Source organism: Halomonas sp. MCCC 1A11062 (assembly GCF_021404355.1).
In the GTDB taxonomy this organism is placed as follows: domain Bacteria; phylum Pseudomonadota; class Gammaproteobacteria; order Pseudomonadales; family Halomonadaceae; genus Halomonas; species Halomonas aerodenitrificans.
Genome location: NZ_JABFTW010000001.1, coordinates 505,919 through 521,162, shown reverse-complemented (window position 1 = coordinate 521,162; position 15,244 = coordinate 505,919). Strand labels below are relative to the sequence as shown.

The 15,244-nt window shown below is 65.4% G+C and carries 14 protein-coding genes and 2 tRNA genes; 6 read left to right on the top strand and 10 right to left on the bottom strand.

Annotated elements, in window-relative coordinates:
* Nucleotides 1-156 precede the first annotated feature (156 nt).
* The 6 genes from pcnB (at nt 157) to HOP58_RS02405 (ending at nt 5,551) form a co-directional block, all read left to right on the top strand.
* Complete coding sequence (gene pcnB / locus HOP58_RS02430) at nt 157-1,557, top strand: polynucleotide adenylyltransferase PcnB (protein ID WP_234259422.1); 1,401 nt, start codon at nt 157-159, stop codon at nt 1,555-1,557.
* Nucleotides 1,554-2,048 (top strand): 2-amino-4-hydroxy-6-hydroxymethyldihydropteridine diphosphokinase, encoded by a 495-nt coding sequence (gene folK / locus HOP58_RS02425; protein ID WP_010625690.1) that lies wholly within the window; start codon nt 1,554-1,556, stop codon nt 2,046-2,048. Before pcnB ends, folK begins: the two co-directional genes overlap by 4 nt.
* 120 nt (nt 2,049-2,168) lie before the next feature.
* Nucleotides 2,169-2,960, top strand: coding sequence for a 3-methyl-2-oxobutanoate hydroxymethyltransferase (panB, locus tag HOP58_RS02420; RefSeq protein ID WP_234259421.1), 792 nt, complete (start codon nt 2,169-2,171; stop codon nt 2,958-2,960).
* A 30-nt stretch (nt 2,961-2,990) separates the two neighbouring features.
* Complete coding sequence (gene panC / locus HOP58_RS02415) at nt 2,991-3,839, top strand: pantoate--beta-alanine ligase (protein WP_234259420.1); 849 nt, start codon at nt 2,991-2,993, stop codon at nt 3,837-3,839.
* A gap of 36 nt (nt 3,840-3,875) precedes the next feature.
* Nucleotides 3,876-4,256, top strand: coding sequence for an aspartate 1-decarboxylase (gene panD / locus HOP58_RS02410; RefSeq protein WP_010625693.1), 381 nt, complete (start codon nt 3,876-3,878; stop codon nt 4,254-4,256).
* 119 nt (nt 4,257-4,375) lie between these two features.
* Nucleotides 4,376-5,551: an acetyl-CoA C-acetyltransferase gene (locus tag HOP58_RS02405; RefSeq protein ID WP_234259419.1), complete on the top strand. Its 1,176-nt coding sequence runs from the start codon at nt 4,376-4,378 to the stop codon at nt 5,549-5,551.
* A 196-nt stretch (nt 5,552-5,747) separates the two neighbouring features.
* Here the strand turns inward: HOP58_RS02405 and pnp are convergent, their stop codons facing one another.
* From pnp to secG, 10 genes are all read right to left on the bottom strand, one after another.
* Entirely contained in the window at nt 5,748-7,880 is a 2,133-nt protein-coding gene (gene pnp, locus HOP58_RS02400) for a polyribonucleotide nucleotidyltransferase (RefSeq protein ID WP_010625695.1), read from the bottom strand.
* A gap of 167 nt (nt 7,881-8,047) precedes the next feature.
* Nucleotides 8,048-8,317, bottom strand: a complete 270-nt coding sequence (gene rpsO / locus HOP58_RS02395) for a 30S ribosomal protein S15 (protein ID WP_010625696.1) — start codon at nt 8,315-8,317, stop codon at nt 8,048-8,050.
* A 103-nt stretch (nt 8,318-8,420) separates the two neighbouring features.
* Complete coding sequence (gene truB / locus HOP58_RS02390) at nt 8,421-9,338, bottom strand: tRNA pseudouridine(55) synthase TruB (RefSeq protein ID WP_234259418.1); 918 nt, start codon at nt 9,336-9,338, stop codon at nt 8,421-8,423.
* Entirely contained in the window at nt 9,338-9,754 is a 417-nt protein-coding gene (rbfA, locus tag HOP58_RS02385; protein ID WP_234259417.1) for a 30S ribosome-binding factor RbfA, read from the bottom strand. Before rbfA ends, truB begins: the two co-directional genes overlap by 1 nt.
* 18 nt (nt 9,755-9,772) lie before the next feature.
* The gene (gene infB / locus HOP58_RS02380; protein ID WP_234259416.1) at nt 9,773-12,310 is read right to left on the bottom strand and encodes a translation initiation factor IF-2; all 2,538 of its coding nucleotides are present in this window, start codon (nt 12,308-12,310) and stop codon (nt 9,773-9,775) included.
* A gap of 27 nt (nt 12,311-12,337) precedes the next feature.
* Entirely contained in the window at nt 12,338-13,831 is a 1,494-nt protein-coding gene (nusA, locus tag HOP58_RS02375; RefSeq protein WP_010625700.1) for a transcription termination factor NusA, read from the bottom strand.
* Nucleotides 13,832-13,883: 52 nt separating this feature from the next.
* Entirely contained in the window at nt 13,884-14,345 is a 462-nt protein-coding gene (gene rimP, locus HOP58_RS02370; protein WP_010625701.1) for a ribosome maturation factor RimP, read from the bottom strand.
* Between the two features lie 214 nt (nt 14,346-14,559).
* Nucleotides 14,560-14,636 (bottom strand) — tRNA-Met (locus HOP58_RS02365).
* A 136-nt stretch (nt 14,637-14,772) separates the two neighbouring features.
* Nucleotides 14,773-14,859, bottom strand: a tRNA-Leu gene (locus HOP58_RS02360).
* A 24-nt stretch (nt 14,860-14,883) separates the two neighbouring features.
* Nucleotides 14,884-15,243, bottom strand: a complete 360-nt coding sequence (secG, locus tag HOP58_RS02355) for a preprotein translocase subunit SecG (RefSeq protein ID WP_010625702.1) — start codon at nt 15,241-15,243, stop codon at nt 14,884-14,886.
* Nucleotide 15,244: the final 1 nt, after the last annotated feature.

Genomic DNA, 15,244 nt, shown 5'->3' with positions numbered 1-15,244 from the left:
GCAGCAACATTTTTGCTTGTGAGAGGAGGCCCACGGGCCTCCTCTTTTGCATATCTCTGCTGCGATACCGTCGCGATGATCCGTGCGCCGCTTTGCAAGGTGTCGGCGGTCCGCTACACTCTAGTACTTTCGCACACTGCGAGTCGATATCGCCGCATGTTCAAAGGATTTACCCGCTTTCTGCAGAGCCCTGGCGCGCATTTCAGGACACTTTTCGGCCCCCAGGATGCCTCAGGGGGGCACGCAGGCCCTCGAATCATTCCTCGTGATCAGCACCCCGTGTCGCGTCAGCACTTCAGCGAGCCGGCGCTCAAGGTGCTCTATCGCCTGCACAATGCCGGGTTCGAGGCCTACCTGGTCGGCGGCTGCATTCGCGACTCGCTGCTGGGCAAGATGCCCAAGGACTTCGATGTCGCCACCGATGCGACGCCCGAGCAGGTACGCGAACTGTTTCGCAATTCGCGCATCATCGGCCGCCGCTTTCGCATCGTGCATGTGCGCTTCGGCCGCGAGGTGATCGAGGTCACCACCTTCCGCGGTACCCACAGCGACGACCATGGCGACCATATCGCCCAGCAGTCGGAGCACGGCCTGCTGCTGCGCGACAACGTCTGGGGCAGCATCCAGGAAGACGCCATCCGCCGCGACTTCACCGTCAATGCCCTTTATTACAGCATCGCCGATTTCTCGATTCACGACTTTGCCGACGGCATGCGTGACATCGAGTCGCGCACCCTGCGGCTGATCGGCGATCCGGCCGTGCGCTACCGCGAAGACCCGGTACGCATGCTGCGTGCGGTTCGCTTCGCCGCCAAGCTGGACTTCCATATCGCCGCCGATTCGGAAGCGCCGATCGAGAAGCTGGCACCGCTGCTGCTGCAGATTCCGTCGGCACGGTTGTTCGATGAGGTACTCAAGCTGTTCATGGCCGGCCATGGCGTGGCAACCTTCCGCCTGCTGCGCCATTACGGCCTGTTTGCCATGCTCTTCCCCGAAACCGATGAGGCGATGGTGGAGCAGCCCTGGGCCGAATCGCTCATCGAGCACGCCCTGGCCAGCACCGACAAGCGCATCCATGAGGAGCGCCCGGTCACGCCGGCCTTCCTCTTCGCCGCCCTGCTGTGGGGGCCCGTGCAGCGCCGCCAGGCCGCGCTGGAGGCCGACGGCATGCCACCCATTCCGGCACTGCAGCTGGCCTCGCAGCAGGTCCTGTCGCGCCAGCTGCAGCACATCTCGATCCCCAAGCGCTTCAGCATGCCGATGCGCGACATCTGGGACCTGCAGCAGCGCCTGCCCCAGCGGCGCGGCAAGCGCGCCCTGCAGACCCGCGAGCATCCGCGCTTCCGTGCCGCCTACGACTTCCTGCTGCTGCGTGAAGCCGCCGGCGAGATCGAGGCGGGACTGGGCGAATGGTGGACCGCTTATCAGGAAGGCGACGAGCACGAGCAGCGGCGTCTGCTCGAGAAGGCCGGCGCCGATGCCGGACCCGGCGGTAGCGACTCGCGCCGTCGGCGCCCACGCAAACGTCGCCGGCGCAGCTCCTCCGGCCCCTCATGACGCCTCTCGTCGACGTCTATGTCGGGCTGGGCAGCAATCTCGAAGACCCCATCGCCCAGGTGCGCCTGGCGCTCGAAGCGCTCGGCACCCTGCCGTTGACCGAGCGCGTCGCCGCCTCGCGGCTGTACGTCAGTCGGCCGCTCGGTCCACAGGACCAGCCCGACTTCATCAATGCCGTCGCCCATCTGCGTACCCGTCTGTCCCCTCTCGCCCTGCTCGACCAGTTGCAGGCCCTGGAACAGCGCCATGGCCGTGTGCGCCGGCGCCACTGGGGGCCCCGCACGCTCGACCTCGACCTGCTACTGTACGGTGACGAGTGCCTGGAATTGCCGCGCCTGCGGGTGCCGCACCCCGAGATGACCGCGCGCAGCTTCGTCCTGCTGCCGCTCGCCGAGCTGTCGCCGCAACTGCAGCTGCCGGATGGGCGCCCTGTGGCGGCCCTGGCGAGCGCTCTTGCGACAAGCGATGAGATCGAAGTGTTACCTGAGTAGCGCTGAGTGAGGGACCAAGTGTTACCAGTCGACACGACTGCCTTATTCTGGTAACAATCATGCGCAGCATTGGTGCAGGCGGCTCCAGACCGCTCGCCCGAGACACAACGAGAGCACGCCATGAAAACCGTCACGCTAAGCACACTGCAGGCCTACAAGCGCGCTGGAGAAACCTTCAGCTGCCTGACCGCCTATGATGCCACCTTCGCCCGCACCGCAGCCGAGGCGGGTATCGAGGTACTGCTGGTCGGCGACTCCCTGGGCATGGTGCTGCAGGGGCATGACAGCACGCTGCCGGTGACCCTCGACGACATCTGCTACCACACCCGCTGCGTGGCGCGCGCCAAGGGCGCCAGCCTGCTGATGGTCGACCTGCCCTTCATGAGCAACGCCACCACCGAGCGCATGCTCAACGATGCCGGTGAGCTGATGCGCGCCGGTGCCGAGCTGGTCAAGGTCGAGGGCGAAGCCTGGATGGCCGAGGGCATTCGTGAGCTGACCCGTCGCGGCGTTCCCGTCTGCGCCCACCTGGGCCTGACACCACAGACCGTGCATCAGCTCGGCGGCTACAAGGTGCAGGGGCGCGATGCCGAACGTGCCGCACAGATCCTCGAGGATGCCCGCACCCTGGCCGATGCCGGCGCCTCGGTCATTCTGCTGGAGTGCGTGCCGGCCAGCCTCGGCCGTGCCGTCACAGAGGCCCTCGACGTACCGGTAATCGGTATCGGTGCCGGCCCCGATACCGACGGTCAGATCCTGGTCATGCATGACGTACTGGGCGTCACCCATGGGCGCACACCGCGCTTCGTCAAGAACTTCCTGGCCGAGGCCGACGACATCCCCGATGCGTTCCGCCACTACCACGAAGCGGTCAAGGCGCGCCGTTTCCCGGCCAAGGAACACAGCTTCTGATACTGCGCTTTCCTTCCAGGAGTCATGCCGATGCGTACTCTGCGAGACATTCCGGCGCTGCGTGAGGCACTCGGCGAGTATCGCCGACGCGGGCAGCGCATCGGCCTGGTGCCGACCATGGGCAATCTTCACGCCGGCCACCTGTCCCTGGTGGAAACTGCCAGGCGACATGCCGACGTGGTGATTGCCACCGTTTTCGTCAATCCGCTGCAGTTCGGCGCGGGCGAGGATCTGGATGCCTACCCCCGCACCCTGGCCGACGATCAGGCCAAGCTCGAGGCCGCCGGCTGCGATCTGCTCTTCGCCCCCAGCGATGCCACGCTCTACCCCCGCGGCCTGCAGGGCCTCGCCCAGGTGCGCGTACCGGTGGTCAGCGAGGGGCTTTGCGGCGGCTCGCGCCCCGGCCACTTCGACGGCGTCGCCACCGTGGTTTCCATTCTCTTCAACCTGGTGCAGCCCGACGTGGCCTGCTTCGGCGAGAAGGACTACCAGCAGCTGGCGGTGATCCGCAAGCTGGTTGCGGATTTGCACTTCCCCATCGAGATCGTCGGCGTGCCCATCGTGCGCGCCGAGGACGGCCTGGCACTCTCCTCACGCAACGGCTACCTCGACGCCCGTGAGCGCGACACGGCAGCGGAGCTGCAGCGCACCCTCGTCGCCCTGCGCGAGGTCCTGGAAGCCGGAGCGCCGATCGAGGCGACCCTAGAGACGGGGCTGGCCCGGCTGCGCGAGGCCGGCTTCGAGCCCGACTATCTGGAACTGCGCGCCGCCGACCTGACACCGGTGGATGCCACCACCCGTGGCGCCGTGCTGCTCGCCGCCGCACGCCTGGGCAAGACCCGCCTGATCGACAATCTGACCCTGACCCTGCCGCACTGAGGCGGTTCCCAGCGCTACCTGGAGGTAAAAACCCGCATGTTCACCATCATGCTCAAGGCCAAGCTGCACATGGCCCGCGTCACTCATGCCGTCCTCAACTATGAAGGCTCATGTGCCATCGACGGCGAGCTGCTGGACATGTCCGGCATTCGCGAGAACGAGCAGATCCAGATCTACAACGTCGAGAACGGCCAGCGCTTCACCACCTACGCCATTCGTGCCGAAGAGGGCTCGCAGGTCATCTCCATCAACGGCGCCGCCGCGCATCTCGCCGGTCCCGGCGACCGCGTGATCATTTGCAGCTATGCTCATTACAGCGAGGCCGAACTGGAGCACCACCAGCCACGCCTCGTTTACCTGCAGGAAGGTAACGCCGTCAGCCACACCAGCAACGCCATTCCCGTCCAGTTCGCCTGAACTGAGGGGTGACTCGCGGCAGTGTCGTGCACCGTCACGCCAGCGGGGGATTGCCGCGCTGCACAATAGTCGCCTATGCTGGTCGGGCTGACGCCAGTGAACGACTCGGGAGAATGACAATGCAAGACGTGGTGATCGTTGCCGCCCGCCGCACCGCCATCGGCGCCTTTGGGGGCTCACTTTCCGGCATCGCCGCCAGCGACCTCGGTGCGCTGGTAATCAAGGACATACTGGCCACCACAGGCGTGGCCCCGGAGCAGGTAGACGAGGTATTGCTCGGTCAGGTGCTGACCGCCGGCGTGGGCCAGAACCCGGCCCGCCAGGCCGCCATCAAGGCAGGCCTGCCCGCCGCCGTACCCGCCATGACCATCAACAAGGTGTGCGGCTCGGGCCTCAAGGCCCTGCACCTGGCAACTCAGGCGATCCGCTGCGGCGACGCCGAGCTGATCATTGCCGGCGGGCAGGAGAACATGTCGGCCTCGCCCCACGTACTGCCCAACTCGCGCAACGGCCAGCGCATGGGTGACTGGAAGGCCATCGATACCATGGTGCACGACGGCCTGTGGGACGCCTTCAACGACTACCACATGGGCATCACCGCCGAGAACCTGGCAGAAAAGTACGGCATCACCCGCGAGGAGATGGACGAATTCGCCGCCGCCTCGCAGCAGAAGGCCGCCGCCGCCATCCGGGAGGGCCGCTTCAAGGGTCAGATCGTGCCGGTGGAGATCCCCCAGCGCAAGGGTGACCCGGTGGTGTTCGACACCGACGAGAACCCGCGCGAAGTGAGCGCCGACAAGCTCGCCGGCATGCGCCCCGCGTTCAAGAAGGACGGCACCATCACCGCCGGCAACGCCTCCTCAATCAACGACGGCGCCGCTGCGGTGATGCTGTGTTCCGCCGACAAGGCACGCGAACTCGGACTCGAGCCGCTGGCACGCATCGTGGCCTACTCCAACGCCGGCGTCGACCCGGCGATCATGGGCATCGGCCCGGCACCGGCGACCCGACGCTGCCTGGAGAAGGCCGGCTGGAGCCTGGACGACCTCGACCTGGTCGAGGCCAACGAGGCCTTCGCCGCCCAGGCGCTGGCGGTCAACAAGGAGCTCGGCTGGGACGTTTCCAAGGTCAACGTCAACGGCGGCGCTATCGCCCTGGGTCACCCCATCGGCGCCTCCGGCTGCCGCGTGCTGATCAGCCTGCTGCACGAGATGATTGCTCGTGACGCCAAGAAGGGCCTGGCCACGCTGTGTATCGGTGGTGGGCAGGGTGTCGCCCTCGCCATTGAGCGCTAAGCACGTACCGCGGCACGAGCGGCGCCGGGGGCAGGACGTAGCGGAGGTCTTTTGCCAGGGAAGGCAAAAGTAGCGCCCAGGGAAGGGTTTACAGCGCCTCCGCAAAGGCCTGTCGCCGGATCAGCCGCGATGCTAAAAAACCGCCCCCATGGCCAGAGGCCATGGGGGCGGTTCGCGTTTCGGCGTCGGGTGCGGCTTACAGCGCGACCTCGGCCTCGGCGGCTTCGAAGGCAGCCTTCTCTTCCGCGCCGATCTCCTTGATGGTGAGCTTCACGCGGTTGCGGTTGTCGATGTCGAGCACCTTGACCACCACCTCGTCACCCTCATTGAGGAAATCACGCACGTCGTTGACCCGCTCGGGCACGATCTGCGAGATGTGCACCAGGCCGTCGGTACCCGGCATGATGTTGACGAAGGCGCCGAAGTCGGCGATACGCACCACCTTGCCGCGGTAGAGCTTGCCGATCTCGGCCTCGGCGGTGATCGACAGCACGATGTCGATGGCCTTCTTGGCCGCCGCCTTGTCCTCGGCGTAGATGCGCACGGTGCCGTCGTCGTCCAGATCGATGGAAGCGCCGGTGTCCTCGCAGATCTTGCGGATGGTGGCGCCGCCCTTGCCGATGACGTCGCGGATCTTCTCCGGGTCGATCTTGATGGTGGCCATGGAGGGTGCGTTCTCGGAGACCTCGGAGCGACTCTGGCCGATCACCTCGTTCATCTGCTCGAGAATGTGCAGACGGGCCTCGTGGGCCTGCTGCAGGGCGATCTCCATGATCTCCTCGTTGATGCCCTCGATCTTGATGTCCATCTGCAGCGCGGTGACGCCGGCGGCGCTACCGGCCACCTTGAAGTCCATGTCGCCCAGGTGGTCTTCGTCGCCGAGGATGTCGGTGAGCACGGCGAAGCCGCTCTCATCCTTCACCAGCCCCATGGCGATACCCGCCACCGGCGCTTTCATCGGCACACCGGCGTCCATCAGGGCCAGCGACGAGCCGCACACCGAGGCCATGGAGCTGGAGCCGTTGGACTCGGTGATCTCGGAGACCACACGGATGGTGTAGGGGAAGTCCGCCTCATCGGGCAGCATGGCCTGCACGCCGCGGCGCGCCAGTCGGCCGTGGCCGATCTCGCGACGCTTGGGTCCGCCCATGAAGCCGGCCTCACCCACACTATAGGGGGGGAAGTTGTAGTGCAGCAGGAAGCGGTCCTTGCGCTCGCCTTCCAGCGACTCGATCAACTGGGCGTCGCGCAGGGTGCCCAAGGTGGCGATGACGATGGCTTGGGTCTCACCGCGGGTGAAGATCGCCGAGCCGTGGGTCTTGGGCAGGCTGCCCACCTCGATGGCCAGCGGACGCACGGTCTTGTGGTCGCGGCCGTCGATACGCGGCTCGCCCTTGACCACACGGCTACGTACTACGCGCTTCTCGAGGCCGGCGAAGGCGCCCTTGACCTCGTCGGCGTCGAACTTACCCTCTTCCTCGCCGGCCAGCTGCTCCACCGCCTGCTCCTTGAGCGCGGCCAGCGCGTCCTGACGCGCCATCTTGTCGGTGATGCGATAGGCTTCGCCGACCTTGGCCTCGAAGGCGTCAGCGATGGCCTGCTTGAGCGCGGTGTTCTCGGCAGGGGGCTGCCAGTCCCACTTGGGCTTGCCGGCCTCGGCGACCAGCTCGTTGATGGCGCGGATGGCAACCTGCATCTCCTGGTGGCCAAAGAGCACGGCACCCAGCATCTCGTCTTCGAGCAGCTCTTCAGCCTCGGACTCGACCATCAGCACGGCCTTCTCGGTACCGGCGACCACCATGTCCAGCTCGGAGCTGGCCAGCTCTTCCACGGTGGGGTTGAGGAAGTAGCCCTTCTCCTCGTCGAAGCCGACGCGGGCGGCACCGATGGGGCCGTTGAACGGCACGCCGGAGATCGCCAGCGCCGCCGAGGTGCCGAGCATGGCAGCGATGTCCGGGTCATGGTTGCGGTCGGTGGAGAGCACCGTACAGATGACCTGCACCTCGTTCATGAACCCCTTGGGGAACAGCGGGCGGATGGGGCGGTCGATCAGGCGCGAGGTGAGGGTTTCCTTCTCGGTAGGACGCCCCTCACGCTTGAAGAAGCCGCCGGGGATCTTGCCCACCGCATAGGTCTTCTCCTGATAGTGCACGGAGAGCGGGAAGAAATCCTGCCCGGGCTTGGTGTCCTTGCGGGCCACGACGGTACACAGCACCACGGTTTCGTCCATGGTGACCATGACGGCACCGGTGGCTTGGCGGGCAATGCGCCCGGTTTCCAGGGTGACGGTGCTGCGACCGTATTGAAACGTTTTCTTGACCGGATTCACGGCGACTTCCTTCAACTTTTCTCTACATGTATGGGTCGTTTTGACTCGGCGACCATTTTAGGGGTTGACGCGCGTGAGAGCCACCTATACCGCCGCTTTCGTCCTGAAAACGCAAAACGGGCAGCCCCCGGTGGGGACTGCCCGTTTCGTTTCCAGCTTCGCGTCGTTTAACGACGGAGACCGAGGCGCTGGATCAATGCCTGATAGCGCGCCAGGTCCTTGCGCTTCAGGTAGTCCAGCAGCTTGCGGCGCTGGTTGACCATGCGGATCAGACCACGACGGGAGTGGTGATCCTGCTTGTTGGTCTTGAAGTGGTCCTGCAGGCCGTCGATGTTGGCGCTCAGCAGGGCCACCTGAACCTCGGGGGAACCGGTGTCGTTGTCGCCACGGGCGAATTCCTTGACGATCTCGGCCTTCTGTTCAGCGGTAAGTGCCATCTGTTTCTCCAGTAAGCAATATGCCTGAAACGTGAATGTGTGAGACCACGCATATTTGCAGTCTCGGGCGTCTCTCCTTACGGGACGGCGCTCGCGCCACCCCTCAATCGGCTGCCGTATTGAGCAGCCGCTTCGGTGCCACCTCCTGTGGCCCCGTCACTACGCCGAGCCCGATGAAGGTCTCGCCGCAGTAGAGTCTCGCCAGCTTGCCGGCCTGCTCGCCGCCGGCATCGACGCTTGCCGCCTGACCATGCACGAGCCGCTGCCTGGCACTCTCGTCGACGACGAGCCTGGGCAGATGTGCCACCAGCACGTCAACCGGCAGCAGCAAAGCTTCTCGCTCGTCCTGATCCGACAGCGCCTCCAGCGCCTCGATGGGCAGCATGTCCTCAGTGCCGAAAGGGCCGGTGGCCAGCCGCCGCAGGGCGGTGATGTGGGCCCCGCTGCCGAGTGCCCGGCCGATGTCCTCGGCCAGGGTACGCACGTAGGTGCCCTTGCTGACCCGGACTTCCAGCTCGAAGGCATCGCCCTCGAAGGCAAGCAGCCGGGCATCATACACCGTCACACGGCGCACTGCACGCTCGACGCTCTTGCCCTCGCGGGCCAGTTCGTAGAGCTTGCGCCCCTGATGCTTGAGCGCCGAGTACATCGGCGGCGTCTGCTCGATCTCGCCGCAAAAGCGCTCGAGCACACGCTCGACGTCCGCCGCCGTCAGCGATGGCACCGCGCAGCGCTCGATCACCTCGCCTTCGGCGTCGCCGGTGGCGGTCACCGCGCCCAGCTGAACCCGGGTGCGATAGACCTTGTCGGCCTCGAGCAGGTGCGCCGAGAACTTGGTCGCTTCGCCCAGGCACACCGGCAGCAGCCCGGTGGCCATCGGATCCAGCGTGCCGGTATGGCCCGCCTTCTGCGCCTGCAGCAGGCGTCGCACCCGCTGCAGGGCATGGTTGCTCGAGGCGCCCTTGGGCTTGTCGAGCAGCAGTACGCCGTTGACCGGCAGACCGCGACGGCGCCGTGCCATCAGCCGCGCTCTCCCTCGTCGCTGCCGTCCGGGCCGTGCTCATCATCGTCGTGACGCGCACGATCGCTGGAGACGGCCTCGTCGATCAGCGAGGAGAGCCGCTGGCCGCGCACCACGCTCTCGTCGTAGTGGAAGCGCAGCTCCGGCACGTGACGCAGCTTGATGCGCCGGGCGATCTGACTGCGCAGGAAGCCCGCCGCCTGCTTGAGAACCTTGAGGTTCTCCTTGATGCGCTCGGGGCTGTCCTCGCCCAGCAGGGTCACGTAGACGTCGGCGTAGCCGAGGTCACGGCTGACCGTGACTCCGCTGACGGTGACCATGCCCAGGCGCGGGTCCTTGACCTCGCGCTGGATCAGCACGGCCAGCTCCTTCTGGAGCTGGTCGCCGACCCGGTCGGTACGCTTGAACTCGCGCATGCACTACTCCTGCTGCGATTACAGCGTCCGCTCGACCTTGACCTGGTCGAAGACCTCGATCTTGTCGCCGACCTGGACGTCGTTGTAGTTCTTGACGCCGATACCGCACTCCATGCCGTTGCGCACTTCCTGCACGTCGTCCTTGAAGCGGCGCAGCGATTCGAGCTCGCCCTCGTAGATGACGACGTTGTCGCGCAGCACGCGGATCTTCTTGTTACGGAAGACGGTACCCTCGACCACCATACAGCCGGCCACGGCGCCGATCTTGGGCGCGCGGAAGACGTCGCGAACCTCGGCCACGCCGACGATCTCTTCCTTCCACTCCGGTGCCAGCATGCCGCTCATGGCCTGCTTGACCTCGTCGATCAGCTGGTAGATGACGCTGTAGTAGCGCAGATCCAGCCCTTCGCGCTCGATGATCTCGCGGGCAGCGGCGTCGGCACGCACGTTGAAGCCGACCACGATGGCCTCGGAGGCCAGCGCCAGGTTGGCGTCGGTGCCGGTGATGCCGCCCACGCCGGAGGAGACCACGGAGACCTGCACCTCGTCGGTGGAGAGCTCCTCGAGAGCGCCCTTGATCGCTTCCAGCGAGCCCTGCACGTCTGCCTTGAGCACGATGTTGACCTTGGCCACTTCGTCCTGGCCCATCTGGCTGAACATGTTCTCCAGCTTGGCCTTCTGCTGACGCGCCAGACGCACCTCGCGGTACTTGCCCTGACGGAAGTTGGCGACCTCGCGGGCCTTCTTCTCGTCGGCCACGACCATGAAATCGTCACCGGCATCCGGAGTGCCGTCGAGGCCCTGGATCTCTACCGGCATGGCGGGGCCTGCCGAGTCGACCTGCTGGCCGAGCTCGTTGGTCAGCGCGCGCACGCGGCCGTAGTGCAGACCGGCCAGCACGATGTCGCCCTTCTTCAGGGTGCCGTTCTGGACCAGCACGGTGGCCACCGGGCCGCGGCCACGGTCGAGGCGCGATTCGACCACCACGCCCTTGCCGGGCGCTTCCGGCACGGCCTTGAGCTCGAGCACCTCGGAAACCAGCTGGATCGCCTCCAGCAGGTCCTCGATGCCTTCGCCGCTCTTGGCCGAGACGTGGACGAACTGGGTGTCGCCGCCCCACTCCTCGGAGATGACGCCGTGCTGGGACAGCTCGTTCTTGACCCGGTCCGGATCGGCCGCCGGCTTGTCGATCTTGTTGACCGCCACCACCATCGGAACCTCGGCCGCCTTGGAGTGCTCGATCGCCTCGATGGTCTGGGGCATGACGCCGTCGTCGGCCGCCACTACCAGGATGACCACGTCGGTGGCCTTGGCGCCGCGCGCACGCATGGCGGTGAACGCCGCGTGACCCGGGGTATCGAGGAAGGTCACGCCGCCGTGCTCGTCCTCGACGTGGTAGGCACCGATGTGCTGGGTGATGCCGCCGGCTTCGCCGGTGGCCACCTTGGCCTTACGGATGTAGTCGAGCAGCGAGGTCTTGCCGTGGTCGACGTGACCCATCACGGTCACTACCGGCGAACGGGTGATCTCCTCGCCCTCGTAGGAGATGCCTTCGAGCATTTCGGTCTCGAGGGCGTCGTCCTTGATCAGCTTGGGCTTGTGACCCATCTCCTCGACCACGATGGCCGCGGTGTCCTGATCGATGGTCTGGTTGATGGTCACCGCCGCGCCCATGGTGAACATGGTCTTGATGACCTCGTTCGCCTTGATCGACATCTTGTCGGCCAGCTCGGCAACGCTGATCGATTCGGGGATGGTGACCTCACGCACGATCGGCTGCGTCGGCTTCTGGAAGCCGTGCTTGCCGCCGCCGCTCTGGCCGGAACCGCGGCGGCCGCCGCGACGCTCGGCGCGCTTGACCTTCTTGCCGCCGCCACGGCGACGCTCCTCGCGGTCGCCACGGTCGTCGTCGTCGCGGTCGTGACGCCCCTTCTTGGCCGAGGCCTTCTTGGGCGGCGCGGTACGACGGTCGGTACGGCCCTCCTTGGGCGGCGCCGGCGGCTCGGGCTGGGCAGCCGGCTCTTCTTCCGACTCCACCAGCTCGGGCACCGCAATCTCGGGCGCTTCAGCCTTGGCGGCTTGAGCGGCCTCGGCAACTTCGGCCTTGGCGGCCTCTTCGCTGGCGGCCTGCTCAGCGGCGCGCGCCTTGGCTTGCTCGACCTGCTCGGCCTCGCGCTTGGCCTGGGAGTCGGCCATATCGCCTACCAGTTGGCGCGGCCCGGTCTCTTCCACCGGCTCCGCCTTGGGTGCCTCTTCCTCTTCGGCACGCTTGACGTAGGTACGCTTCTTGCGCACCTGCACCTCGATGGTCTTGCCACGCTCGCCGGTCTTGATCTTGCTGCGCGTCTTGCGCGTCAGCGTGATGCGATTGCGCGCACCGGCACCGGTGCCGCCATGGCTCTTGGTCAGGTAGTCGAGCAGCTTGCGCTTGTCCTCCTCGGACACAGCGTCGCCCTCCGACTTGTGCTCGAGCCCGGCTTCTTTCATCTGTTCCAGCAGTCGGGGCACGTCGCGCCCAACCTTCGCTGCAAAATCCTTAACGGTCATTTCCGACATCTCGACCCTCCTCAGCCCGTGACCCGTTTACTGTTCGTTCTCGAACCAGGGCGCACGGGCAGTCATGATCAGTGCTGCAGCGCGCTCCTCGTCCATGCCCTCGATGTCCATCAAGTCGTCGACGGACTGCTCGGCGAGATCCTCCATGGTAACGATGCCCCGGCTGGCCAGGATGAAGGCCAGATGACGCTCCATGCCATCCATCTCCAGCAGGTCGTCGGCCGGCTGAGCGCCGTCGAGTTCCTCTTCGGAGGCGATGGCCAGCGTCAGCAGCTCGTCCTTGGCGCGGGCACGCAGCTCTTCCACCAGTTCTTCGTCGAGCTCCTCGATCTCGAGCATCTCCTCGAGGGGCACGTAGGCGATCTCTTCCAGCGTGGTGAAACCCTCTTCCACCAGCAGCCGGGCGAGGTCGTCCTCGATCTCCAGATGCTGAATGAAGTTCTCGACCAGACTGTCGATTTCCTGCTCGCGCTTGTCTTCCGCCTCGCTCTCGGTCATGACGTTGATCCGCCAGCCGGTGAGTTCGGAAGCCAGACGCACGTTCTGACCACTGCGGCCGATGGCCTGAGCCAGGTTGTCCTCGGCCACGGCCACGTCCATGGCATGCGCATCCTCGTCGACCAGGATCGAGCCGACATCGGCCGGTGCCATGGCGTTGATCACCAGCTGAGCGGGATTGTCGTCCCACAGGATGATGTCGACCCGCTCGTTCTGCAGCTCGCTCGACACCGCCTGAACGCGTGAACCGCGCATGCCGACGCAGGCACCGACCGGATCGATGCGGCGGTCGTTGGTCTTGACCGCGATCTTGGCGCGGGAGCCCGGGTCGCGTGCGGCGCCCTTGATCTCGATGAGCTGCTCGGCGATCTCCGGTACCTCGATCTTGAACAGCTCGATGATCAGCTCCGGGCAGGTGCGCGACAGGATCAGCTGGGCGCCACGCGCCTCGGCGTCGACCTTGAGCAGCAGCGCGCGAACGCGATCGTTCATGCGGTAGCGCTCGCCGGGAATCATCTCGCTGCGCGGCAGGAACGCCTCGGCGTTGTCGCCCAGGTCGATGATCAGACCGTCGCGGGTGGTCTTCTTGACGATGCCGGCAACCAGCTCGCCCTCGCGCTCGGCGTACTGCCGTACCACCTCGGCGCGCTCGGCCTCGCGCACCTTCTGCACGATGACCTGCTTGGCGGTCTGGGCGGCGATGCGACCGAAGGCAGCATTCTCGATCTGCTCCTCGACCACATCACCCAGCTTGAGCGGCGTCTCGCGACGCGCGGCGAAGGACTCCTTGATCTCGGCGTCGGGGTTCTCGAACTCGTCGTCCTCCACCACCTCCCAGCGGCGGAAGGTTTCGTAGTCACCCGTTTGACGATCGATATGCACGCGCACGCTGACCTCGCGACCTTCGAAGCGCTTGCGTGACGCGCTGGCCAGCGCCGCCTCCACCGCCTCGAAGATCACTTGGCGGGGTACGCCCTTCTCGTTTGAGATCGCATCGACGACCATCAGAATTTCTTTACTCATGCCTTTGCCTCGCCAGAAAACCTGTTCTTGTGCACCGAACCTGGCCTGCGCCTCAGTCCTCGAATCGCGGGACTACCCGTGCCTGATCGATGCTTTCGATGGGAAAGCAGTATTCCTCGCCGTCGAGCTGCAGCAAGACCTCGTCTTCCTCGATACCGGCCAGCAACCCCTGGAACTTGCGCCGTCCGTCGAAGGCCACGCGCAGTTTCAGTGCTACCTCGTGCCCAGCGTAGCGAGCGAACTGATCGAGGGTGTAGAGCGGACGATCCATCCCCGGTGACGACACCTCCAGGCGATACTCGCCCGGGATGGGATCCTCCACGTCGAGCACGGCACTGACCTGACGGCTCACGTCGGCGCAGTGGTCCACGCTCACACCGTCGGCATGATCAATGTAGATCACCAACTGGGAGTGCTTGCCCTGGGGGCGATACTCGATGCCCCAGAGCTCGAATCCCATGGCGGTGACCACCGGTTCGATCAGCGCATGCAGCGCAGCGTCCTTGAGTGCCACAGAAAAAGCTCCTACAGCCGTTGCATCAGGCACCTGGCCGGGAGTGAACAGGAAAGCTAGGTGGCTGATTGGCATTGCCCGGATAAGCACTGCCGACCCATGCCGGCAGTAAGCTGCTAACAAAAAGCCCCTTCGCAGGAAGGGGCCTTTCACAAGAAACCTGTAGTACCACTTTCGCCACTCTGCATCCCTTATAGGAACACCTGGCTGAAAATGGTAGCGGGGACCGGATTTGAACCGATGACCTTCGGGTTATGAGCCCGACGAGCTACCAGACTGCTCCACCCCGCAACATTCCAGGTCGGCGATTGTAGGCGTGGAAAGCGCTTGCGTCAAGGAGACTTGCGCTAACACGGACCTGCAATCTTCCTGGTGCCAATCCTGCTTCTGACGACTCACGACCCCAATGGGCTCGCAGCGTTTCAGATGGTGCCGAAGGCGGGACTTGAACCCGCACGACCTTACGGTCACTACCCCCTCAAGATAGCGTGTCTACCAATTCCACCACTTCGGCTTGCTTGACTGCCGGAAGCGCGACTCAGTCGCCGCTTTCCTCCAGCACTGGCGCGGTATTATCCACGTCGCGGGCTTCATCGTCAAGCGTTGGCAAGCCGCGCTGCTGTTCGATCAGGCGCGCATCGGGAATTCCCGCTTCCGGCGCCTGCCCGGCCTGGGTGGCGAAGTAGGCCAGTGTCAGCGAAGTGGCGAAGAAGGCCGCCGCCAGCACCGCCGTGGTGCGCGAAAGAAAACTGCCGGTCCCGCGCGAGCCGAATACGGTCTGCGAGGCACCGCCACCGAAGGCGGCACCGGCTTCGGCGCCCTTGCCCTGCTGAAGCAGGATGAGAACGACCAGGGCGACGGCAATCGCCACATGGATCATGAGAATGGCAACTTGCATG

Bases quoted from the DNA above. Each gene is read 5' to 3' on its own strand.
- pcnB (WP_234259422.1), top strand. From the start codon at position 157: ATGTTCAAAGGATTTACCCGCTTTCTGCAGAGCCCTGGCGCGCATTTC.
- folK (WP_010625690.1), top strand. From the start codon at position 1,554: ATGACGCCTCTCGTCGACGTCTATGTCGGGCTGGGCAGCAATCTCGAA.
- panB (WP_234259421.1), top strand. From the start codon at position 2,169: ATGAAAACCGTCACGCTAAGCACACTGCAGGCCTACAAGCGCGCTGGA.
- panC (WP_234259420.1), top strand. From the start codon at position 2,991: ATGCGTACTCTGCGAGACATTCCGGCGCTGCGTGAGGCACTCGGCGAG.
- panD (WP_010625693.1), top strand. From the start codon at position 3,876: ATGTTCACCATCATGCTCAAGGCCAAGCTGCACATGGCCCGCGTCACT.
- HOP58_RS02405 (WP_234259419.1), top strand. From the start codon at position 4,376: ATGCAAGACGTGGTGATCGTTGCCGCCCGCCGCACCGCCATCGGCGCC.
- rpsO (WP_010625696.1), bottom strand. From the start codon at position 8,317: ATGGCACTTACCGCTGAACAGAAGGCCGAGATCGTCAAGGAATTCGCC.
- truB (WP_234259418.1), bottom strand. From the start codon at position 9,338: ATGGCACGGCGCCGTCGCGGTCTGCCGGTCAACGGCGTACTGCTGCTC.
- rbfA (WP_234259417.1), bottom strand. From the start codon at position 9,754: ATGCGCGAGTTCAAGCGTACCGACCGGGTCGGCGACCAGCTCCAGAAG.
- infB (WP_234259416.1), bottom strand. From the start codon at position 12,310: ATGTCGGAAATGACCGTTAAGGATTTTGCAGCGAAGGTTGGGCGCGAC.
- nusA (WP_010625700.1), bottom strand. From the start codon at position 13,831: ATGAGTAAAGAAATTCTGATGGTCGTCGATGCGATCTCAAACGAGAAG.
- secG (WP_010625702.1), bottom strand. From the start codon at position 15,243: ATGCAAGTTGCCATTCTCATGATCCATGTGGCGATTGCCGTCGCCCTG.